Annotated in this window: 24 protein-coding genes and 1 tRNA gene; 19 read left to right on the top strand and 6 right to left on the bottom strand. The window is 54.7% G+C overall.

The window, feature by feature from the left end:
• Nucleotides 1–10: 10 nt before the first annotated feature.
• The 3 genes from R2K28_RS04460 to R2K28_RS04470 form a co-directional block, all read right to left on the bottom strand.
• Nucleotides 11–493, bottom strand: coding sequence for a thermonuclease family protein (locus R2K28_RS04460; RefSeq protein WP_316368180.1), 483 nt, complete (start codon nucleotides 491–493; stop codon nucleotides 11–13).
• A gap of 23 nt (nucleotides 494–516) precedes the next feature.
• Nucleotides 517–593 (bottom strand) — tRNA-Arg (locus R2K28_RS04465).
• A 210-nt stretch (nucleotides 594–803) separates the two neighbouring features.
• Nucleotides 804–1,049, bottom strand: a complete 246-nt coding sequence (locus R2K28_RS04470; protein ID WP_116447645.1) for a hypothetical protein — start codon at nucleotides 1,047–1,049, stop codon at nucleotides 804–806.
• A 277-nt stretch (nucleotides 1,050–1,326) separates the two neighbouring features.
• Between R2K28_RS04470 and arsS the strand changes: the two genes are divergently transcribed.
• From arsS to R2K28_RS04485, 3 genes are read left to right on the top strand one after another with little or no spacing between them, the layout of a single operon-like run.
• Nucleotides 1,327–2,292 (top strand): arsenosugar biosynthesis radical SAM (seleno)protein ArsS, encoded by a 966-nt coding sequence (gene arsS / locus R2K28_RS04475; protein WP_316368181.1) that lies wholly within the window; start codon nucleotides 1,327–1,329, stop codon nucleotides 2,290–2,292.
• Between the two features lie 49 nt (nucleotides 2,293–2,341).
• Nucleotides 2,342–3,028, top strand: a complete 687-nt coding sequence (locus R2K28_RS04480) for a TIGR04283 family arsenosugar biosynthesis glycosyltransferase (RefSeq protein WP_316368182.1) — start codon at nucleotides 2,342–2,344, stop codon at nucleotides 3,026–3,028.
• A 7-nt stretch (nucleotides 3,029–3,035) separates the two neighbouring features.
• Nucleotides 3,036–3,662, top strand: coding sequence for a TIGR04282 family arsenosugar biosynthesis glycosyltransferase (locus R2K28_RS04485; protein WP_316368183.1), 627 nt, complete (start codon nucleotides 3,036–3,038; stop codon nucleotides 3,660–3,662).
• 41 nt (nucleotides 3,663–3,703) lie between these two features.
• Here the strand turns inward: R2K28_RS04485 and R2K28_RS04490 are convergent, their stop codons facing one another.
• From R2K28_RS04490 to flgA, 3 genes are all read right to left on the bottom strand, one after another.
• Nucleotides 3,704–4,189 (bottom strand): flagella synthesis protein FlgN, encoded by a 486-nt coding sequence (locus tag R2K28_RS04490; protein WP_316368184.1) that lies wholly within the window; start codon nucleotides 4,187–4,189, stop codon nucleotides 3,704–3,706.
• 5 nt (nucleotides 4,190–4,194) lie between these two features.
• The gene (gene flgM / locus R2K28_RS04495; RefSeq protein WP_116447649.1) at nucleotides 4,195–4,503 is read right to left on the bottom strand and encodes a flagellar biosynthesis anti-sigma factor FlgM; all 309 of its coding nucleotides are present in this window, start codon (nucleotides 4,501–4,503) and stop codon (nucleotides 4,195–4,197) included.
• 117 nt (nucleotides 4,504–4,620) lie between these two features.
• Entirely contained in the window at nucleotides 4,621–5,334 is a 714-nt protein-coding gene (gene flgA / locus R2K28_RS04500; RefSeq protein ID WP_316368186.1) for a flagellar basal body P-ring formation chaperone FlgA, read from the bottom strand.
• A gap of 159 nt (nucleotides 5,335–5,493) precedes the next feature.
• Between flgA and R2K28_RS04505 the strand changes: the two genes are divergently transcribed.
• The 16 genes from R2K28_RS04505 (at nucleotide 5,494) to fliD (ending at nucleotide 20,983) form a co-directional block, all read left to right on the top strand.
• On the top strand, nucleotides 5,494–6,411 hold the full coding sequence (locus R2K28_RS04505) for a chemotaxis protein CheV (protein ID WP_316368187.1): 918 nt from the start codon (nucleotides 5,494–5,496) through the stop codon (nucleotides 6,409–6,411).
• A 36-nt stretch (nucleotides 6,412–6,447) separates the two neighbouring features.
• Nucleotides 6,448–7,281: a CheR family methyltransferase gene (locus R2K28_RS04510; protein WP_316368188.1), complete on the top strand. Its 834-nt coding sequence runs from the start codon at nucleotides 6,448–6,450 to the stop codon at nucleotides 7,279–7,281.
• 139 nt (nucleotides 7,282–7,420) lie between these two features.
• Nucleotides 7,421–7,810, top strand: coding sequence for a flagellar basal body rod protein FlgB (gene flgB / locus R2K28_RS04515; protein ID WP_116447653.1), 390 nt, complete (start codon nucleotides 7,421–7,423; stop codon nucleotides 7,808–7,810).
• Between the two features lie 2 nt (nucleotides 7,811–7,812).
• Entirely contained in the window at nucleotides 7,813–8,226 is a 414-nt protein-coding gene (gene flgC, locus R2K28_RS04520) for a flagellar basal body rod protein FlgC (RefSeq protein WP_316368189.1), read from the top strand.
• Between the two features lie 10 nt (nucleotides 8,227–8,236).
• Nucleotides 8,237–8,914 carry a flagellar hook assembly protein FlgD gene (locus tag R2K28_RS04525; RefSeq protein WP_316368191.1) on the top strand — a complete coding sequence of 226 codons (678 nt, stop codon included), beginning with the start codon at nucleotides 8,237–8,239 and terminating at the stop codon, nucleotides 8,912–8,914.
• Between the two features lie 60 nt (nucleotides 8,915–8,974).
• Entirely contained in the window at nucleotides 8,975–10,249 is a 1,275-nt protein-coding gene (gene flgE / locus R2K28_RS04530; protein WP_316368192.1) for a flagellar hook protein FlgE, read from the top strand.
• 224 nt (nucleotides 10,250–10,473) lie between these two features.
• The gene (locus tag R2K28_RS04535) at nucleotides 10,474–11,214 is read left to right on the top strand and encodes a flagellar basal body rod protein FlgF (protein WP_316368193.1); all 741 of its coding nucleotides are present in this window, start codon (nucleotides 10,474–10,476) and stop codon (nucleotides 11,212–11,214) included.
• 93 nt (nucleotides 11,215–11,307) lie between these two features.
• A complete protein-coding gene (gene flgG / locus R2K28_RS04540) occupies nucleotides 11,308–12,093 on the top strand; it encodes a flagellar basal-body rod protein FlgG (protein WP_116446817.1) in 786 nt (261 codons plus the stop codon).
• A gap of 14 nt (nucleotides 12,094–12,107) precedes the next feature.
• On the top strand, nucleotides 12,108–12,821 hold the full coding sequence (gene flgH / locus R2K28_RS04545) for a flagellar basal body L-ring protein FlgH (RefSeq protein WP_316368194.1): 714 nt from the start codon (nucleotides 12,108–12,110) through the stop codon (nucleotides 12,819–12,821).
• Nucleotides 12,822–12,832: 11 nt separating this feature from the next.
• Nucleotides 12,833–13,951 carry a flagellar basal body P-ring protein FlgI gene (locus R2K28_RS04550; RefSeq protein WP_316368195.1) on the top strand — a complete coding sequence of 373 codons (1,119 nt, stop codon included), beginning with the start codon at nucleotides 12,833–12,835 and terminating at the stop codon, nucleotides 13,949–13,951.
• Entirely contained in the window at nucleotides 13,951–14,901 is a 951-nt protein-coding gene (gene flgJ / locus R2K28_RS04555) for a flagellar assembly peptidoglycan hydrolase FlgJ (RefSeq protein WP_316368196.1), read from the top strand. Before R2K28_RS04550 ends, flgJ begins: the two co-directional genes overlap by 1 nt.
• Complete coding sequence (gene flgK, locus R2K28_RS04560) at nucleotides 14,902–16,863, top strand: flagellar hook-associated protein FlgK (protein ID WP_316368197.1); 1,962 nt, start codon at nucleotides 14,902–14,904, stop codon at nucleotides 16,861–16,863.
• A gap of 4 nt (nucleotides 16,864–16,867) precedes the next feature.
• Nucleotides 16,868–17,773 (top strand): flagellar hook-associated protein FlgL, encoded by a 906-nt coding sequence (gene flgL / locus R2K28_RS04565; RefSeq protein WP_316368198.1) that lies wholly within the window; start codon nucleotides 16,868–16,870, stop codon nucleotides 17,771–17,773.
• A 598-nt stretch (nucleotides 17,774–18,371) separates the two neighbouring features.
• On the top strand, nucleotides 18,372–19,142 hold the full coding sequence (locus R2K28_RS04570) for a flagellin N-terminal helical domain-containing protein (protein ID WP_316368199.1): 771 nt from the start codon (nucleotides 18,372–18,374) through the stop codon (nucleotides 19,140–19,142).
• 67 nt (nucleotides 19,143–19,209) lie between these two features.
• The gene (locus tag R2K28_RS04575) at nucleotides 19,210–19,590 is read left to right on the top strand and encodes a flagellar protein FlaG (protein ID WP_316368200.1); all 381 of its coding nucleotides are present in this window, start codon (nucleotides 19,210–19,212) and stop codon (nucleotides 19,588–19,590) included.
• Nucleotides 19,591–19,627: 37 nt separating this feature from the next.
• Complete coding sequence (fliD, locus tag R2K28_RS04580; protein WP_316368201.1) at nucleotides 19,628–20,983, top strand: flagellar filament capping protein FliD; 1,356 nt, start codon at nucleotides 19,628–19,630, stop codon at nucleotides 20,981–20,983.
• Nucleotides 20,984–20,988: the final 5 nt, after the last annotated feature.

The following is a 20,988-nucleotide window of genomic DNA, read 5'->3' on the forward strand; positions in this document are numbered from 1 at the left end:
TCGTGATCGTTTATCTCAATGTTTGCCAAAAACCGAGTCCGCGAGTGCGGGCGGTGGCCTCGGCCTGTTTATAGCGTTTCAATCTCGATGCTTGCAGCCGGGGATGGTTTGCCGCCACGGCCAAACCATCGGATAACATCCTTAGAGAGATATCCGCTCCCCCATGTAGGACTGTTCCGAGTATAACACCCCTGGATGAAAGGGTAGTGTATTCCACGCTGACATAACGCCCCGCCAGTAACATGCTTAGATGGCGTTTCGCTATCCTGGCCGAATCTTTATCCGGGCTTGGTATGCGAATGCCAAAAAGTTTGACCCCTCTATATGAACCATCCGACAATCTGATGGTGATGCGATCGCCACTGTGTATCTCTACCACCTGGCCCTCTGCCGTGGCGGCATAGCAGCTGTTAAGGAGACTGACGCCGACCAACAGGAAGGTCAGCAACAATGGTTGTCGAGGGTGGTATTGGAAGATTTCCCAATGCAGCATCTGATTACTCACATGATTCAGATTGGCGCCCTCGACAGGAGTCGAACCTGTGACCTATCGCTTAGGAGGCGATTGCTCTATCCTGCTGAGCTACGAGGGCGGATGTAAATGATTGACGCCATTTTTCTGAAACCTGCTAAAAGCGCTGACCATGCAGCATGACCTGGTATAGGTCGCGCATTTCATGGGTGAGGCGAAGTTTACTGTGTCGTACCGGGCTCGGCAAACTGGGGACGTTATCAGCCCAAATTCAAGGGCCTGTTATCTTCACATTGGGAGTTACCAGGCCATCTTATCCAAATCCTCAAGTTCACTTTGCGCAAGCCAGATCGTTACAGTATCTTTCAAAGGGTTTGATCGTGATCAGTTTGTGAAACTTGCAGACCAGACATTGACCCGCCTGGTTGATCAGTGTGATGGCCGCGCCAGTGACAATCAGACCCCAGAATACGGCATCGATCCAGGGATAGTTGACTAATCCCTCAAGCCCATAGACAAAAAATGACATCAGACCGAACAACATGGCAAGAACCAGGCCTAACAGTATGGGTAACATTGCACTACTCCTTGGGATAATGGCAATCATAAGTAAATAAACAAAAACTAAAATATCCTCATACCAGGATAGAGTACGGGTTGCTGGAATGGTTCATGGAATGTGCGGAATATATATCGGGTAGTTTTTAAAATAGTCATTAGATAACATATAGTTATACAGTATTGGCTGATGCTTGGTCAGATTGGATTTGTGTGCGGCATCACACAACGCATCTGAACTGTTTCTAGCCACGTATGATGTGGGTAACCTCAGAAAACAAGAATCGGGAGCAGACATGATCGATACGGCCCACCTCCTTCAGCCCAGCACTTTTCCTGGCATCACCCGGGGAAGGCTGGAGACCCTGCAGGTCAATCTCGGATTCCGCTGCAACCTCTCTTGTGTCCACTGTCATGTCAATGCCGGTCCAAAAAGGAAGGAGGAGATGGATAGGCGTACTGCCGATGATGTATTGACCTTCCTGCAACGACATAAACTGAAGCGCCTGGATCTTACCGGGGGCGCACCGGAGTTGAACGCCAATTTCCGCTATCTGGTAAAACAGGCAAGGCAGCTGGGTGTGCATGTCATCGATCGCAGCAACCTGGTTATCTTGCTGGAGCAGGGACAGCAGGATCTGGCCGATTTTCTGGCCCAACAGCGGGTTGAGATCGTCGCTTCCTTACCCTGCTATCTGGAGGAGAACGTAGACCAACAACGTGGCAAAGGGAGCTATGCAGGCAGTATCGAGGCATTGATCAAACTGAATCGCCTGGGCTACGGCATGCCTGAGAGTGGCTTGATGCTGAATCTTGTCTATAACCCGATAGGTCCCACCCTGCCACCGTCACAAGCTCCCCTCGAGTCGGAGTATAAAAAGCAGTTGCTGGAAGGTTATGGTATTCATTTCAATCAACTGTTGACCATAACCAATATGCCGATCCAACGTTTTGGCAGCTATCTGCAATCCAAAGGTGAATTCAACAGCTATCTGCAGCTACTGCGGGATGCCTATCGACCCTACAATCTGGAGAATGTCATGTGCCGCACTCTATTGAGTGTTGACTGGCGTGGTTATCTCTACGACTGTGATTTTAACCAGATGCTGAAGATCCATCTTAAAATAGAGAACAGGGTGCGACCTCGCCTGAGAGATCTGTTCGAGGCGGATCTGACAGACCTGCCGATCCAGGTTGCAGAGCATTGCTACGGCTGTACTGCCGGTCAAGGTAGTAGTTGTGGGGGCGCATTGAAAGAGTAATCCGATTTACCGGGATTTGGTGGTGTCTGGTCTTCACAACAACGACTCAATGATGATAAGCATTATTATCCCCTGCCTGAATGAGGGGCCGGGTTTAGAGCGCTGTTTGATGGATCTGCAACCATTGCGCGGAGCTGGCCATGAGTTGATTCTGGTTGATGGTGGCAGCCGTGATCTGGCGTTGATTGGGAATTTGCAATCCTATGTGGATAGAGTGCTGCATGTGTCTCCGGGAAGGGCGCGCCAGATGAATAGTGGTGCCATGGAGGCATGCGGGGATATCTACTGGTTCTTGCATGCCGACAGCAGGGTTGGAGAAGCTATGGGGAGTGCCATTTTGCAGGCTGTCGGCGGCGAACCGAGGTGGGGACGTTTCGATGTCAGGCTGAGTGGCGCTCAGCCCCTGTTCCGGATAATTGAGCGGATGATGAATTGGCGCTCCTGTTTCAGTGGCATCGCAACCGGGGACCAGGGCATCTTTATGCATCGCCAGCTGTTTGAAAAGGTAGGGGGGTTTCCTGAACAACCGCTGATGGAGGATATCGCCATAAGTCGACGCCTGAAACGACTCACCTCCGGGGTTTGTCTGCCTGGCCCCCTGGTAACCTCCAGCCGTCGCTGGGAGTCACAGGGGATTATCCGCACCATTATGCTGATGTGGATGTTGCGCTTCGCCTATTGGATCGGTATCAGTCCAAAATTCCTTGTCAGGCTCTATCCAGCAGTGCCGGGCTGAACCGGTCATGCAGCAGTGTGCAATCCTGATCTTTGCCAAGACGCCTGCTGTGGGTGCAGTGAAAACACGCCTGATTCCCGCCATTGGCGAGGCGGCGGCGACCCAGCTCTATATCCGACTTCTGTTACGCCTGGTCGACTGGACTTGCAGGCAAACCCCGTATGCGACGGAACTCTGGGTGACCCCGGATCGTGGGCATCCCCTGTGGCAACAACTTGCCGCTGAGTATGAGTTGCCCATCCACCTGCAGCAAGGTGATGATCTGGGAGCGCGGATGGGGCTGGCTACACAACAGGCCCTTACCCGTCATCGCCATATCATACTGGTTGGGGTGGACTGTCCTGCATTGGCTCTACCCCATATAGAGCAGACCGCGCGTTGGTTGAGCGAGGGCGAAGAGGCGGTGCTGGGGCCAGCCGAGGATGGAGGTTATGTCCTGCTAGGTCTGAATAGCTACCACAGACGTCTTTTCGAGGGACACAACTGGGGTGGCGGCGATGTGGCGGCATCGACCAGACAGGTGTTCTCTGAATTGGGCTGGCATTGGCGGGAGTTGGCGCAACTCTGGGATCTGGATAGACCCCAGGATCTGGAACGATTGCAGCGTGAATATCCTGGACTATGCCGGTTTTGAGGGACCTCTGTACAACTACCTGATGCCGACTGAATGCGGGATCAGGCCTTACCCAATGACTTTGAGGTGGTGTTGGGTTTCGATTCACCGGAAGCGCCGTAGGTCTTGTCGCTTTGACTGATGCCACGCAGGATATCCAGTGATTGGGTGACATGGCGCTGATTGAGTTGAACGGCTCCGCCATTGATCTCATTCTGCTTGTGGCACGCCTCCAGCAGGGAGGTGAATCGCTGCCAGGTGGCGGCCGCCCGCTGATTGTCGCTGCATTGTTGGATAAAGGTTTCTGTCCCTTGCTTGTCCGCAACAAGTCCCTGTTGTTCGATGAACCGGTTATGTGCAAGCACAGCGGCTTCCACCTGTGTCAGCTGTTGTTTTTTCTGCTCCAGCTGGTCCTGTAGCTGTTGCGGTGATCCCTTTTGCAACAGGGCATGTTCCGCACGCAGCAGATCGAGCAGCCGTTGGGACTGCTCAATCTCGTTATCCAGGATTTTGACGAAGGCCTCAGCGGTCTCGGATGAATAGTTCATGGGAGTCAGGGCAGTGACAGTTCCATTGCCAACATCTTATCCGCTGCGGTCTGCGGATCGATGGTGAAGCTACCGGTGGCAAGGGCTTTCTGCACAGCCTCCACCTTCTGCGCATCGACGATGGGCATTGCGGCGATGCGTGCCTCCAATTCCAACAGCTTGCCGGCAGAACCGGTCATATCAAACCGATCCTTACGGGAGGTTGTGGATGTGGCGGAACGTTTGCCTCCCGGCAAGCCAGAGCGTGTCACCAGACCACTGTCTCCCGTACCCTTCAGATTACTGCTGGAGAGACTATTGATTTCAACCGCCATGGCTTATCCTCGTTTACTTGTCGCTTACTCTAAATATCGACTTCCGGCACTGTTACTTTAGTTGCTGACTCCCTTACTCGAGAGTTAGATTCCCCGGGAATCAGCCTCAAATTGTGTTCAGTCCACCCTTACCAGCCCTTCCGAGATGACTCGTGCTTGCAGCTTTTTCTTCGATTTTACATTCATCACCGGTATCAAGTCGCCCGGATTACCGTTTTTCATCGCCTTGCCCTGCATGCGCACTTCGATGCTGCCCGCGGCCGCCAGTATGGTGACCTGTTCACCCCGTGCGACGGTCTTTTGCACCACCAGCAATGAAGGTGTAACGACCTTGCCCCTGCGGAGTGTGCGCTTCAGCGTCCGGCCGACGATCTCATCGACGGATTCATAATAACCTCTAAGCAGGTGAGTGGTATCTGAAATTTCCAGTTTCACGTCGGCTTTGGTGATTGCCTGGCCTCTGGCCAGATCCCGGGTCGCGATCACCACCGGTAATTCGAGACCGACCTTGGCGGAGACATACAGCGACCAGGGTGCCGGGCTCTCGCAGCGAACACCCACCGAGGTACGCCCCATTTTACTCCCGCCGGGTGGACTGAAGGTCTGCAATGGGCTATCGCATTGGCTCAGTTTGAGGCGGTGATCCAGGGGTGTAATGACAATCTTTGCATGGCTGTTCTGCTTCGCCACGCTTTGCAGCAGATACTCCTTGACCGCATCGGCGATTGAGTCATGGGACTGATGGAGCCCATTCGCCCCGTGACTGATTGCTGTGGCCGTGAACAGGAGCATTGCCAGCAGTGTCTCAATTATCACTTTTTTCCGTAGCATGATCTTGGTCTCTCGATTGATTGCTTAAATTATATGCAATCACCATGCCGTGATATTTGGCAGTGTAAATCGGACTATGGCTCGCAGCACTAAAGGTCACTCCGTTAAAGCCGCCATACTCTATGTAATGAACTTCTCGAACTACGGGGTGGAAAAACCATGGCTGGCGTCTTGGACAATGTCGATTTACGAACCAAACTAGCCGGACAGAACCGATTGGAATTGTTGCTTTTTCGGTTGCAGGGACGCCAGGTCTTCGGCATTAATGTGTTTAAAGTGAAAGAGGTCGTACAGTGTCCTCATCTCACAGAATTACCTGGTTCCAACCCGGTTATTCGTGGTGTCGCCTCTCTCAGGGGCAACAATATACCGGTGATGGATCTGAGTAACGCCATAGGCGGCCCAAGGATGGAGAAAGCAACGGACTATTTCATCATCATTACCGAATACAATCGTCGACAGCTCGCCTTTCTGGTTGGCAGTGTCGAACGTATTGTCAACACTCACTGGGAGGATATTCTGCCCCCACCTAAGGGATTGGGACGCAGCAGTTATATGACTGCAGTCACCGAAATCGATGATATGCTGGTTGAAATCATCGATGTGGAGAAGGTACTCAGTGAAGTGTTGGGTATCGATGAGGATTTGACTCAGCCTGTGGAGGAGACAGGTGCAGATCTGAGCAAGTTGAAGATTCTGGTGGTTGACGACTCAATGGTGGCACGCAATCAGATCAAAAAGGTCTTGAATGAGATAGGCATAGAGGCGGTGCTGGCGAAAGATGGCAGCGAGGCGCTGAATCTGCTTCTTAAGTGGTCGGAAGAGGGTAACTTAAATGATTGGTTGGCAATGGTAATTTCCGATATTGAAATGCCGCAAATGGACGGCTACTCGCTGGTGACGGCGATACGGGACAATCCCAAACTGTCAGATCTGTATGTCATCCTGCACTCTTCATTGAGTGGCGTATTCAATGAGAGCATGGTGAAAAAAGTAGGCGCCGATCATTTTCTCGCCAAGTTCATGCCGGATGAATTGGTCAGCCGCGTCACCGAGCGTATAAAGTGCTTGGCCTAACTGTTTTACCTGAATAAATAAGCTAGAAATAAAAAAATGTATCATCGGTCAGCCAGCATATCACCGGCGGAGTATGAGTCGTTCAAGTCTTTTCTCCAGCAGGCATGTGGAATTTTGCTGGGTAGCGGAAAGGAGTATCTGGTCTCCAGTAGATTGAATAGTATAATAAAAGAGGCGCAGGTCGATTCTCTGGGCGCCTTGATGGATCTGATTCGATCACCAGCCCATACACGCCTGAAGGTGAAGGTCATCGATGCCATGACCACCAATGAAACCTTCTGGTTTCGGGATATTGGCCACTACATTTTGTTGAAAGAGACCATTCTGCCTGATCTGAATCAGCAACGAGGCGGTTCGATACGTATCTGGTCAGCTGCCTGTTCGAGTGGTCAGGAGCCTTACAACATCAGCATGATCACACAGGAGTTTCAAACCTTGAAACCCTCGGCCAGGCCGGTGCAGGTTGTCGCTACCGATATCTCGAGCAAGATGCTGGATGAGGCGCGCGCAGGTGTCTACTGTGGTCTCGCAGTTGAACGGGGCCTTACCCAGGAACAAAAAAACAGGTTCTTCCTGCCCAAAGAGCGCTGTCTCGAAGTAAAGCCTGAGATCAAGCGCCGGGTCAGTTTCAGTTCCCTGAACCTGGCTAGCAGCTATCACGGCCTGGGAAAATTCGATGTCATTTTCTGCCGTAATGTACTCATCTACTTCTCCAATGAATTGAAGCGAGATATTGTCGACCGGATGGCTAACGCATTGAATCCAGGAGGCTATCTGTTTCTGGGGTCCACCGAATCGATCAACCAGCTGACCGATCGTTTTGAGATGAAGGTGGGTCACGGCGGCATCTCATATCGTTTGAAGTCCTAAACGGCAAAGCTTGCCGTGATGCGGCACCCCCTTGCCGCACTCCTGGCGTAAAAAGTCCCTTTCCCCTCCCAATACAGCAGCGAACAGGTTTGGCACGCTCCCTGCATCTTCAGTGGCAAAGAGAGCTGTGGAGCTATCCATGAACTTCGACGATCTGTTTGGAATACATGAAAGGGCATTGGTGCTGCGTTCGCAGCGAGCCGAGGTCCTTGCCGCGAATCTGGCGAATGCCGACACACCCGGTTACAAGGCCCGGGATTTCGATTTCAAGGCACTTCTAAACAGTGAAATGAACAGTTCTACTCGTCTGAGGACCACTGACAATCAACATATTCAGCCTGAATCAGGTCCTGTGCCTCCATCACAACTGCTCTACCGTACCCCTATGCAGCCATCACTGGACGGCAATACGGTGGATACCGAGCGGGAGCATGTGGCCTACAGCAGCAATGCGGTTGAGTATCAGGCGAGTCTAAGCTTCATCAACAGCAAGATCAGTGGCATACGCAAAGCAATCAAGGGTGAATGAGCATGTCTCTCTTCAAAATATTTGATACGGCTGCATCGGGTATGAGCGCACAGAGTCTGCGTCTCAATCTCGTCTCCAGCAATATGGCCAACGCCGATGCAGTGAGCAGCAGTCTCGATCAGACCTATCGCTCCAGACAGCCGGTATTCCAGACCCTGCTGGACCAGTCCAATCCGGATGCGGCAGCGAGTGGTGTGCGGATGGCGGGGGTTGTGGAAAGTCAGGCGCCCCTGGTGCAGGAGTACGCACCCGATCACCCCCTTGCCAACGAGGAGGGTTATATCTTTCGTCCGAACGTAAACATGGTTGAGGAGATGGCGAACATGCTCTCCGCTTCACGCTCCTATCAGGGGAATGTGGAAGTGGCTAACTCAGCCAAACAGCTACTGCTCGCCACCCTTCGCATGGGCCAGTAAGGAGATAACCATGACAGCCATCACCAGCCAATACGATCTGTATGAAGATATCGGTCTGACCAACAACAGCATTCAAGAGGAAAAGCAGCAGGGTCAGCTGGGACTGGAGGACTTCATGCAACTCCTGGTCACAGAGTTGACCCATCAAGACCCTTTCAAACCGATGGAAAACTCGGAAATGGCGACCCAGGTATCCCAGTTTGCCACGGTATCCGGTATCGATGACTTAAATAGCTCGTTCAATGAACTGCGCGCTGCGCTGACTTCCGATCAGGCCCTACAAGCGGCAACCCTGGTGGGTCATGATGTGTTGGTTGAGAGCAGTGTCGGTGCGTTAACGAGTGGAGAGCCGTTGCAGGGCAGTGTCGTGCTTCCCTCGTCGGCAACCAATGTGCGGGTGATGATTACCAGTCAGTCCGGTGAACTGGTGCGTGAATTACAACTCGGTACCCACGAGGCCGGTCAGGTCGCCTTCAGTTGGGACGGTTATGACGATGCCGGCGACTATGTGGGTGACGGACTCTATCAGGTGAGTGCGATTGCCAATGTGGATGATGCTGAGATGGCCCCCAGCACCCTGGTATCCGCAGAGGTGGAGAGTGTCAATCTGGGTGGGTCAGGGGGTATTCAGCTCAACCTGAGTGGCCTTGGTCAGATCTCCATGAATGACGTGGCACAGATTCAATAGAACATCAGCAGCAATGCTGTCAGCGTTGCTTGCATACAGTGAAGAGACAGGAGAACAGAGATGGCATTTCGTATAGCGCTTAGTGGATTGGATGCGGCATCCACCGACCTTGATGTGACTGGGCACAATATCGCCAATGCGAGCACAGTCGGTTTCAAGGAATCCCGTGCCGAGTTTGCCGATATCTATGCAAATTCCATCAGTGATGTCAGTAGTTCAGTACCGGGAAGGGGCGTTCGCGTCACCCGGGTTGCACAACAGTTTGCCCAGGGCAGCACTGAATTTACTTCCAACAACCTGGATCTGGCGATCAACGGAGAGGGTTTCTTCGTGATGGAGGATTCCGCCGGTGACACGACCTATACCCGAGCCGGCGCCTTCAGCGTGGACCGGGATGGCAACGTGGTTGATCATACCGGTGCCAGGGTGCAGATCTTTCCCCGTATCGGCACCACCGGAACCCTGTTCAACACCGGTGATACCAGTGATCTGAATCTACCCGTGGTCTCCGGTACGCCACAGGCCACCAGCGATATCGATGCGACCCTCAATCTGAGCGCGGCGGAACAACCGCCGGTGGTCACTCTCGATCCGACTGCGCCTACCTTTACCTTTCCGCCGGATCCGCAGAGCTACAATCACTCCACCGCGACCACGATCTATGATTCCCTGGGAACCGCGCATACCACAACCATGTTTTACAGCAAGGTGGCGGACAATCAGTGGAACGTCTTTACCTTCGTGGACGGGGTGAATGTCACCGTGGGTGGTAACGCCTTCGCGGACGTTCAATTCACTACCGCGGGTGCCCTGGATACCGGTGTAGGGGATGTGGATGCCTTGGGTAACGTGGCCATCGACACCTTCAACCCGGGTGGCGGCGCTGCGGATATCACCACCCTGACCTTTGATTACAGTGCAACCACCCAATTCGGTTCAGGCTTTTCTGTGAATGAGTTGAGTCAGGATGGTTTTACCTCGGGCCGTCTGAGCGGTGTGGACGTGGATGGCACCGGGGTGGTATTTGCCCGCTTCACCAACGGTCAATCAGAACCTTTGGGTAAGATTGCAATGGCCCGCTTCAGTAATAACCAGGGGCTGCGCCAGATTGGCGATACCAGCTGGGCAGAGTCTTTCGCCTCCGGCGACGTGCAGTTGGGTGAGGCCGGTACCAGCAGTTTCGGTCTGATTCAGTCCGGTGCGCTGGAGAACTCAAACGTCGATCTGGCCAAGCAGTTGGTCAATCTGATTACCGCACAACGTAACTTCCAGGCCAATGCGCAGGTCATCACCACTGCGGATGCCGTTACCCAGACAGTCATCAATATCCGTTAAGAAGGCTGGGTAGTCGCCACTTCTGTCCTCAGTGTACGGGGGACGGGAGGGGCGATTTTTTCTGAAGAGTTTTGAGTTATAAGTTTTTAGTTTTTAGTTAGTAGGTTCGCTACTCTCATTTTTTTCTTCCATCACCTAACTCAAAACTCAAACAGTTGGTTTGTTTCTTGCAGTGTTTCAGTAAAAGCCATAGCGCGAACTGAATCAAAGAACAGGAGCAACCCATGGATCGCATGCTTTACGTCGCCATGAGCGGGGCAAAAGAGACCTTGATCGCCCAGGCCAGTAACTCCAATAACTTGGCCAATGTGAATACCCCGGGCTTCATGGAAGACCTCAATCAATTCCGCAGTATGCCTGTGTTTGGCCAGGGATACCCGACCCGGGTCTACGCCCTGGATGAGCGCCCGAATATCAATTTTGACAAAGGCAGCATCCAGTCCACCGGTAATCCTCTCGACCTGGCGGTGAAGGGCGATGGCTATTTTGCGGTGCAGGTAGCCGATGGTTCTGAGGCCTATACCCGGCGCGGCGACCTGAGGGTGGATGCCAATGGACTGGTAACCAACGGCCAGGGTTTGCCGCTGATCGGCAATGGCGGACCGATTGCATTGCCGCCCTATGAGCGCCTGGAGATCGCCCCAGACGGCACCATTACCGTATTGCCTGAGGGCGCTACCCCGGAGGCGCTGGCGATTATCGACCGTATCAAGATGGTCAATCCTGATGCGGAGCAGTTGATCAAGGGGGAAGATGGCCTGCTACGACTGCAGGATGGTGAAGAGGCGGACGCGGATGCCGCGACTGAGCTGGTATCCGGTGCCCTTGAGAGCAGCAACATCAATGTGGCGGACAGCCTGGTCACCATGATCGAGCTGTCACGTAAATTTGAAATGCAGGTCAAGATGATGAAGACCGCTGAGGATCTGGACAGCGCCTCGGCCAAGCTCATGAGCATGAGCTGATGTTGGCAAGTAAATTGCTGATATAGATATTAGAGAGAGGCGTTGCACGGCAACGCATGACTAACCAGATTAATCAATTACGAGGAAGAGACTATGTACCCGGCACTCTGGATCGCAAAAACCGGATTGGACGCGCAACAGACCAACATGTCTGTGATATCCAACAATCTCTCCAACGTAAATACCACCGGTTTCAAACGGGACCGGGCCGTATTCAACGACCTGATCTATCAGAACCTGCGTCAGGTGGGTGCTCAATCCTCCGAGAATACCGAGTTGCCTTCCGGCTTGATGGTGGGCACCGGTGTACGGGTGGTGGCGACCCAGAAAGAGCATAGTCAGGGCAATATCGTTCAAACCGGAAACTCATTGGATGTGGCCATCCAGGGCAAGGGTTATTTTCAGGTCCTGCATCCGGACGGCAATATCGTCTACACCCGTGACGGCACCTTCAGCCTCACCGCCGACGGCAACATCGTGACGCCTAACGGTTATGAGTTGCAGCCGGCGATGACCGTACCCAGCAACGCCACCAGCCTGACCATCGGCTCCGATGGCGTGGTCTCGGCACTGGTATCGGGCAACAACACACCGACCCAGATCGGACAGGTCGAGCTGGCCTATTTCGTCAATCCACAGGGCTTGGAACCGATCGGTGACAACCTCTATCGTGAGACCAATGCCAGCGGTGGCGTGAGTACCGCGATACCGGGTACCGATAGCACCGGTACCCTGATCCAGGCGGCACTCGAGAGTTCGAATGTGAATGTGGTGGAGGAGCTGGTCAATATGATAGAGACCCAGCGCGCCTACGAGATGAACTCCAAGGCCATCTCCACCACTGATGAGATGCTCTCCTATGTCAATCAGCAACTCTAACGGGAGTCACTCTGATGGATAGATTCCGCAACAGCATATTGATCATGATCATGACCTTACCGTTGTTGGCGGGTTGCTATAGCACAACCCCGACCCGGGATGCAGCCTATGCACCGATTCGACCGGTCATGCCGCCGCCCGCGCCAAGGGGCAATGGCGCTATCTACCAGGCGGGTTACGAACAGGCCTGGTTCGAGGATATCCGGGCCCGGCGAGTCGGCGATCTGTTGACCGTGAATCTGGTTGAGAGTACCCAGGCGAATAAATCGGCCACCACCTCTACGGCGAAAAGCAGCAGTAACAGTATCACCAATCCCACCCTGTTTGGTCAGTCGATGCAGTTCAACGTACCCGGCTTCGTACCGGTTCCCAACAACAAGGACGTGGGGCTCGGTTTCAGTCTCGATTCGACCCACGATTTCAGTGGCGACGGCAGTGCCACCCAGAGCAATGCCCTGAATGGCAGTATCACTGTCTCGGTGATCGAGGTACTGCCGAACAACCATCTCTACGTGCGGGGTGAAAAGCGTATCGGCATCAACCAGGGCACCGAGTATGTCCGCCTGTCGGGCATCGTTCGGCCCAGGGATATCACACCGGGAAATACCGTTGATTCCACCCGCATCGCCGATCCCACCATTACCTATGTGGGTGAAGGCGCCTTGGCGGATGCCAACTCCATGGGATGGTTGGCCCGTTTCTTTAACAGTGTGCTCTCGCCCTTCTGAGGTGTCATGCAATGAACGTCATCGTACACAAAGTTATCATCGCGTTATCGATCTTCCTGTTGGCAAGCCAGGCCGTATGGGCGGAACGGATCAAAGACCTGGCCTCGATCCAGGGTGTGCGCACCAATCAACTGATCGGATATGGTCTGATCGTGGGCCTTGACGGTACCGGCGATAAAGATACCGATTCGCCCTATACCATCAACAGCCTCAAGAACTTGCTCTCCCAATTGGGTGTGCAGATACCCGATGGTGTGAATATCAAGCCGAAGAACGTTGCTGCCGTGATCGTGCATGGCGACCTTCCCCCATTCAGCAAGGTGGGTCAGAAGATCGATGTCACGGTTTCATCACTTGGCAATGCCAAAAGCCTGCGTGGCGGTACCCTGTTGATGACGCCACTGAAAGGTGCTGATGGTAAGAATTACGCCTTGGCTCAGGGCAACCTGGTGGTGGGCGGTCTCAGTGCAGAGGGGTCTGATGGCTCCAAGCTGACGGTGAATATACCCAGTGCAGGACGCATCCCCAACGGTGCTACCGTGGAACGTGAAGTACCGAATGACTTCAACCAGGCGGCTTTGTTGACCCTCAATCTTAACGACGGGGATTTCACCACCGCCATGCGGGTGGCCGAATCGATCAATCTCACCATCGGCCCGGGTACGGCAAAGGCCGTTGACGCCACCTCGATTCGGGTCAACGCTCCCATCGATCCTGGACAAAAGGTCACTTTCATCTCCATGTTGGAGGAGCTGGAGGTCAAGCCGGGCAAGACCTCGGCCAAGGTGATCATCAACTCACGCACCGGTACGGTGGTGATCAACAGTCAGGTCAGGGTCTATCCGGCCGCGGTCTCCCACGGCAACCTGGTGGTCAGCATCAGTGAGGAGACGGCTGTCTCCCAACCCGGTCCATTCGCCAGGGCAGGGCAGACTGCGGTGGTACCCCAGAGCCAGGTGACGATTACCGAAGAGGGCAAGGATCATATGTTTCTGTTCAACCCCGGTGCATCCCTGGATGATGTGGTGCGCGCCGTCAATCAGGTGGGTGCAGCACCCAGTGACCTGGTAGCCATCCTCGAGGCCCTGAAAGAGGCCGGTGCCCTGCGAGCCGAACTGTTGGTGATCTGATGAATACCTCCGGCGCCGCCCTCTATCACGACTTTTCCGGACTCACGGCCCTCAAGCATCAGGCGCGTGATGATCAGGCGGGAACGGCAGAACAGGTAGCGCGACAGTTCGAATCCCTGTTCGTACAGATGATGGTCAAGCAGATGCGCCAGGCCAGCTTCGGCAACGGTCTGTTCGAGAGCAAGCAGAGCGAGTTCGTAAGGGATATGTATGACCAGCAACTCTCGGTCCACCTCTCTGAACAGCGCGGCCTGGGCATGGCGCAGCTGCTGCGCAATCAGCTGGGGGTGGATGAAGCCGAGCAGTCTGAGCCGAATACCTCCCTGGAGTCATACTGGCTGCACCCATCGGCACTGGCAAGATCTCAGCTAGCGAATAGGGTGGAATCCAACAAGGGAGCGGCGGCAGTGCAGCCGTCGGCCGACATCGACTCACCGGAATCCTTTGTGGAGGCCCTCTGGTCGGCCGCCGACAGTGCCGCCAAGGAGCTGGGGTTGCCCACCGAGGCGCTGCTTGCCCAGGCGGCCCTGGAGACCGGCTGGGGTGGGCATGTGATGCAATCTGCGGATGGTAGAAGCAGCCACAACCTGTTTGGGATCAAGGCCGATCAGCGCTGGAGCGGTGACCGGGTAAGACAGGAGACCTTGGAGTTTGAACAGGATGTGGCGGTGCGCCGGCGTGAGTATTTCCGTACCTACGCTTCATTCGATGAGAGTTTCAGGGACTATGTGGCCTTTCTCAAACAGAATCCGCGCTACACGGAGGCCCTGCAAAGTACCCAGGATGCCGCGGAATACTTCAAGGCGCTGCAGGATGCGGGGTACGCCACCGACCCCGACTATGCGCAGAAGATAGTGCGGGTGATGCAGGGAACGGAGATGCAGACCGCCCTGAGCCGATTTAAGGGAATGGTCGAGCAGTCGATACAGAGTGAAACAGAGGCGATTTAAGTGAGCATACTATCCATCGGTGTCTCCGGGTTGATTGCCAATCGGCACGCCCTGGATACCACCGGACACAACATCTCGAATGTCAACACCGAGGGCTACAGCCGTCAGCGGATAGACTTTAACACCAGACAGCCGGATCTCAGCCCGGCAGGCTATATCGGTACCGGTGTCGAGAGCTCGGAAATCCAGCGCCAGTACGATACCTTCGTTGCCGGCCAGATGCGTACCAGCTTGACCGTCACCTCGGAATTGAGTGCCTATTATGAAGGCGCGCAACGACTCGATGATCTGGTGGCGGATCCGGATGCGGGTATTCAACCCACCATCCAGAACTTCTTCAATGCCCTGCAGGGACTGGCCGATGACCCCACCTCGATTCCGGCGCGTCAGCTGGTATTGACCGAGGCGGAATCGATGGCCGACCGTTTTCACTATTTCGAGCAGCAGTTCGAGAACAGCCGCACCACATTGAACAATCAGATCGGATTCAACGTGGGTGAGATCAACCGTGTGGCGCAAAACATCGCCGATATCAATGCGGATATCAAACTTGCCTACGGCAGTACCCCAAACGATCTGTTGGATCAGCGGGACCAGTTGGTCAACGAACTGTCGGAATTGGTGGATATCCAGGTCCTGCAGCAGAGCGACGGGGCCTACAATGTCTTCATCGGTAGGGGCCAGCCCCTGGTGATGGATACCAGTGCCGCCACCCTTGGCACCCAGCCATCCAGTCTCGATCCCACTCATATGGAGATCACCTTCAACTACTCATTTGGTACCCAGGTCATTACCGATCAGATCACCGGCGGCACCATTGGCGGCATGCTGAGGTTCCGCAGCGAGATTCTCGATCCAACTCAGGACAGGGTGGGCCTGGTCGCCCTCGGTGTTGCCGATCAACTCAATACCCAGCACCAGATGGGCCTGGATCTGGATGGCCTGGTCGGTACCGCCCTGTTCAGCACCAGCTCGGTTCAGGTGTTGTCGCAACCGGGCAACGGCAGCTCCATCACCGTCGATTACGACAATGTGGGCAATCTTACCGGTAACAGCTATGAGCTGACCTACGACGGTGCCGATTTTATCTTGCAGAACCTGGTCTCTGGTGCAACCCAGACCCTGGCGGCAGGTGCCAATATCGTTGACGGCCTGGATATCAATATCAATGCCGCCGGCGCCATCACCGGTGATACCTTTTTGATTCAACCGACCCGTACCGCTTCACAGGATCTCAATCTGCTGATCAGCGATGTGCGGCGGCTGGCGGCTGCCGGTCCCGTGCAGGTGCAGCCTGCGGTGGATGGCAACGGCAATCCCCTGAATAGCGGCGACGCCCGTATTACCCAACCGGGCAACAGCTCCATGACCGGCCTGCCCCTGGTGGGCGGCGATATCCAGCTGGTGTACGACGACCAGGGTGGAGCCACCAGCGGCTTCGAGGTCTACTATCCCGGATCGACACCCGGTGTGGACCCGTTCGACGATTTCATCGTTTACGATAATCTCAATACGTCGACGATTGCCGGTACCAACGTGCCGAGTGCCCAATTTGCCTTATATGGCGATATCAGTTTCTCCATTGCCGGGGTGCCCGCCGATGGTGACAGCTTCACCATCAGCAACAATACCAATGGCAGCAGTGACAATCGCAACGCCCTCTCCCTGGACGGCCTGCAGAACCAGAACCTATTGCTGGGTGGAACGGCCAGCTTCGATGCCACCTATATCCAGATGGTCTCGGATGTGGGATCGAAAACCCGCCACGCGGAACTGAACCTGGGGGCCCAGGAGAGTCTGCTGGTCCGTTCGCAGGAGGCGATGGCGGAGATCTCGGGTGTCAACCTGGATGAAGAGGCAGCCAAGCTGATTCAGTTTCAGCAGGCCTATCAGGCATCAGCCCAGGTGATCTCCGTTGCCGGGACCCTGTTCGACACCCTATTAGGCGCAGTCAGGAGGTAATGGTATGGCACGCGTTTCCACATCCATGCTGTTCGACCGTGGTATCAATAGCATGCTGCAACGCCAGTCCGAGGTCAGCAGGGCGCAGATGCAGATCTCCACCGGCAAACGCATTTTGACCCCCAAGGATGATCCGCCCGGTGCCGCCTATGTGCTCGACCTGCGGACCTCCATTACCCAGGTTGAACAGTATCAGAACAATGCCGACCGGGCCCAGTCCCGGCTCGAGCTGCAGGAAGCGACGCTGAGGGGCGTGGATAACCTGTTGCCACGCATCATGGAGTTGGCCATACAGGGACAGAGCGATACCTATTCCCCTGCCGCTCGCCAGGCCATCGGCCAAGAGTTGCGCCAGCTCAATGATGAGCTGATGGCATTGGCCAATACCCGGGACAGTGACGGTGAATATATCTTCGCCGGTTATGATGCCGACAGCCTGCCATTCGACAATCCCGCGGACGGTGTCTTCGCCTACAGCGGCGACATGGGCACCAGGACCCTGCAGATCTCGGCCACCCGGCAGGTTCAGGATCGGGAAAACGGTTACGATGTGTTCATGAATGTTGAAACCGCCGCGGGCGGGAGACGCAATATCTTCGAAACCGTGCATGGCATTATCGCCGGCATGGAGGCGGATGCCCCGAACAGCGTGTTCATGGAGGATCTGCAGCTGGCTCAGGAACACATGGTCACGGTCAGGGCGCGGGGCGGCGCACGTCTCAACACCATTGATGAACAGCGCTACATCAACGAGGACTTCATCTTCACCATGGAGAGCGCACTCTCCGAAACCGAAGACCTGGATATCGCAGAGGCGATCAGTCGTTTCGAACAGGATCTGGTGGCCTTGCAAGCGGCGCAACAGACCTTCAACATGGTGCAGGGTCTTTCACTCTTCAACTATCTCTAGTACTCCGTCAACACAACAACGCGGATGGCTGCTTATCGGCTCGCCCTCCGGGAGCCCACCCAAACGGCCAAGGCGGCGTTGCACTCCTTGGAAAGGGTGCGCCATTCCCTGCGGACTGCGCCTTGCCTTGGCCGTTTGGGTGGGCTCTGCATCCATCATTATCATGTTGACGGAGTACTAATCTGGGAGGCTGCAGATCGAACCCCTGGCCTGATTCAGATAGGGCATTGGGATCGAATCCATAGCACCTGTTATTGGGCGGTAGCCTGGTGTCCCATCTTGACTGGATAACCGCACGTGCCGATTGGCGTGCCCGCAGTGGAACGCACGGGAAGCTAAGGCATAGGATCTAGTTTCCTCCTGAAGTCTTCTCGGCGATCTAAAAAAACATCAGTATAAACAATGACTAATTTTATCCGGTAGGGTTTAGGGCCTGGCCCTGCGAAGGGGGAATCGGGTTAAAGTTCCCGCCTTGTGGGCCGCTACAAATATCGGAGGCGGTAAATACCAAACTTGTTGGTATATCCGCTAAATGCAAATCACCGACGATAGAGCGCTTAGACAGATGCCATCGTCGGTTCGATAGAGGAATTAAAAAATGGCAATCACAGTCAACACTAATGTGTTCTCCCTTGCGGCACAGAAGAACCTAGGTCGCACCCAATCCAACCTTGAAACCGCAGTCCAGCGTCTCTCCTCCGGCTTGCGTATCAACATGGCGAAAGACGATGCCGCCGGCCTCGCTATCGCACAGCTGCAAACCGGTCAGGCACGGGGCATGACCGTCGCTCAGCGTAACATCGCAGACGGCATCTCCTATCTGAGTGTGGCAGACGCTACCCTGCAGACCGTCAGTGACATGATGCAACGTCAGCGCGAACTCGCCGTGCAACACGCCAGTGGTCTCTACACCGCAGCCCAGCAGGGTTATATGACAACTGAGTTCGCCGCCCTGACAACTGAGATCACGGACGCATTGGCTCGCGCAACCTTCAACGGCACAGCAGTGTTCGGTGGCGGTGGTGCGATTCAGGTCGGCGCCAACGCCGGTCAGACCATCACTGTCTCCTCAGCATCACCCGCTCACACCGCTGCCATCACCAGTATCGCCTCGGTGGACACGGACCTCAATGCCGTGGCAGCCGAACTGGCTAACGTCGGTAGTCTGCAGAGCCGTCTGTCATCGGCTTCTCGCGTAGCCGCTTCCATCGAAGAGGCACAATATGCGGCAGCCGGACGGGTCATGGATGCGGACTTCGCTCGTGAAACCGCTAGAATGACCAGTGCTCAGGTCGTGCAGCAGGCTGGCGTGGCCGCCTTGGCGCAGGCCAACTCACTGCCACAGCTGGCACTGGGTCTGCTCAGTTAAGCATGACCGTGGGGGTGGCACAGTGAGCCGCCCCCATGATTAACCCTCAAATGGATAGGGTGTGATCATGTCAAACGTAATCAACAATTTAGCCAATGAGTATGGCTACAAACGTGAGGTCTCCAAGACTGCTGCGACTCCTGCTGTGCAAGTTCAGACTCCCTCAGTAGAGGGGGAAAAGAAACCGGCAGCGGAAATTGAGCAAGCATTGGTTATCGACAGCAAAGAACTGGCGCTGAATGTCGAAAACCTGACGCAAATGGTCAATCGGAATCTCGAGTTCAGCATCGATCAGGAAACCGGCACCCAGGTTATACGGGTGGTCGACTCCGAAACCGGTGAATTGGTCAGGCAGATACCTCCGGAACAGGTTTTGCATGTTATTTCCCATATCGAGGAGATGCAGGACGAGCTGTTACCGGGCGTCTTGCTGGATGACAAGGTTTAAACGTCGTACTCATACTACTGGTGAGGCTTAGCTTATCATGGCAATCGGCTTTTCAGGCATCGGTTCAGGAAACGATTGGAATACCATTATCAATCAGCTGTTGCAGATCGAGTCTCGACCGCTTAATCAATTGCGCTCCCGTGAGCAGGAGATCGATCAGCAGATCAGTGACTATGGACTGATCAAGAGCGCTATCGACACCTTCAAGAGCAGCGTGGAAGAGCTGACCACCGCTACCGGTCTGGCGGCATTTTCCACCAGCACCAGTGACGAATCCGTAGTGACCGTCAGCGCCGATGAAAACGCCGCGGTGTCGAGTTATGACATCGTTGTGGATCACCTGGCGAGCGGGGATAAGCTGGCCTCTTCCGCTTATGCGGACAGTAACACAGCAGTCGGTACAGGTACCTTGTCGATCACTGTCGATGGGTCGACCATGAATCTGACCGTGGATGCCAGCAATAACACCCTGGCGGGTCTGCGTGATGCCATCAACAGCGCTGCCGACAACCCAGGTGTTGCGGCCACCATCCTGAATGAGGCTGGTGGCAGTCGCTTGATCCTCACCAGTCAGGAGACCGGTGCGGCGAATGGCTTTTCGGTAAGCTTCGTGGATGGGGATGACGGCAACAATACCGATGCCAACGGCCTCTCCAGGCTGTTCTATATCGGTGCCGGCGGCGACGGTCTGGCGGAACAGGTGGAGACGGCCCAGGATGCCTTGCTCACCATCGACGGGTTTACCGTCAATAGTGCATCGAATACGGTGACCAGCGCCATATCCGGGGTTTCCATTGGACTGGTGGCAGCTGGCAGTGCTTCGATCGGAATCACCCGGGACAACACCCAAATCGAGGAGAAGATCCAGGGACTGGTCGATGCCTACAACACGGTGATGGATGAGTTCGACGCCATGGAAGAGAGTTCATTGGGGGGCGACAGCAGCCTGCGCAGGATGAGACAGGGTTTTGTCGATGTCCTGAATCAGGTCGCGACAGTGGATGCCGCCGATGCCTACCTGTTTGAGATCGGAATCACCAGGGATAGAGAAGGTGTTCTGTCCCTCGACAGCAGCGACCTAGCGGATGCATTGGTCAACGATTTCGATCGTGTGGCGCAGATCCTGACCGATGAAACCACAGGTTTTGCCAACCGTTTCTTTAACTACGCCGATCTGCTGCTGGATGTGGGTGGGGTTATCGATTCCAAAGATGAAAGTCTGAACAATCAGAAGGACAATGTGCAGACACAGATCGAACGGGCAGAGTTGCGGCTGGACGATTATGAGAAAAAACTCATCAATCAATTCGCAGCCTTGGATCAAACGGTTGCTATACTGCAAAGTACCAGCAGCTTTCTCACCAGTCAGCTGGCTTCTATCCAGAACAGCTGAGTGTA

Source organism: Candidatus Thiodiazotropha sp. CDECU1 (assembly GCF_963455295.1).
In the GTDB taxonomy this organism is placed as follows: Bacteria; Pseudomonadota; Gammaproteobacteria; order Chromatiales; family Chromatiaceae; genus Thiodiazotropha.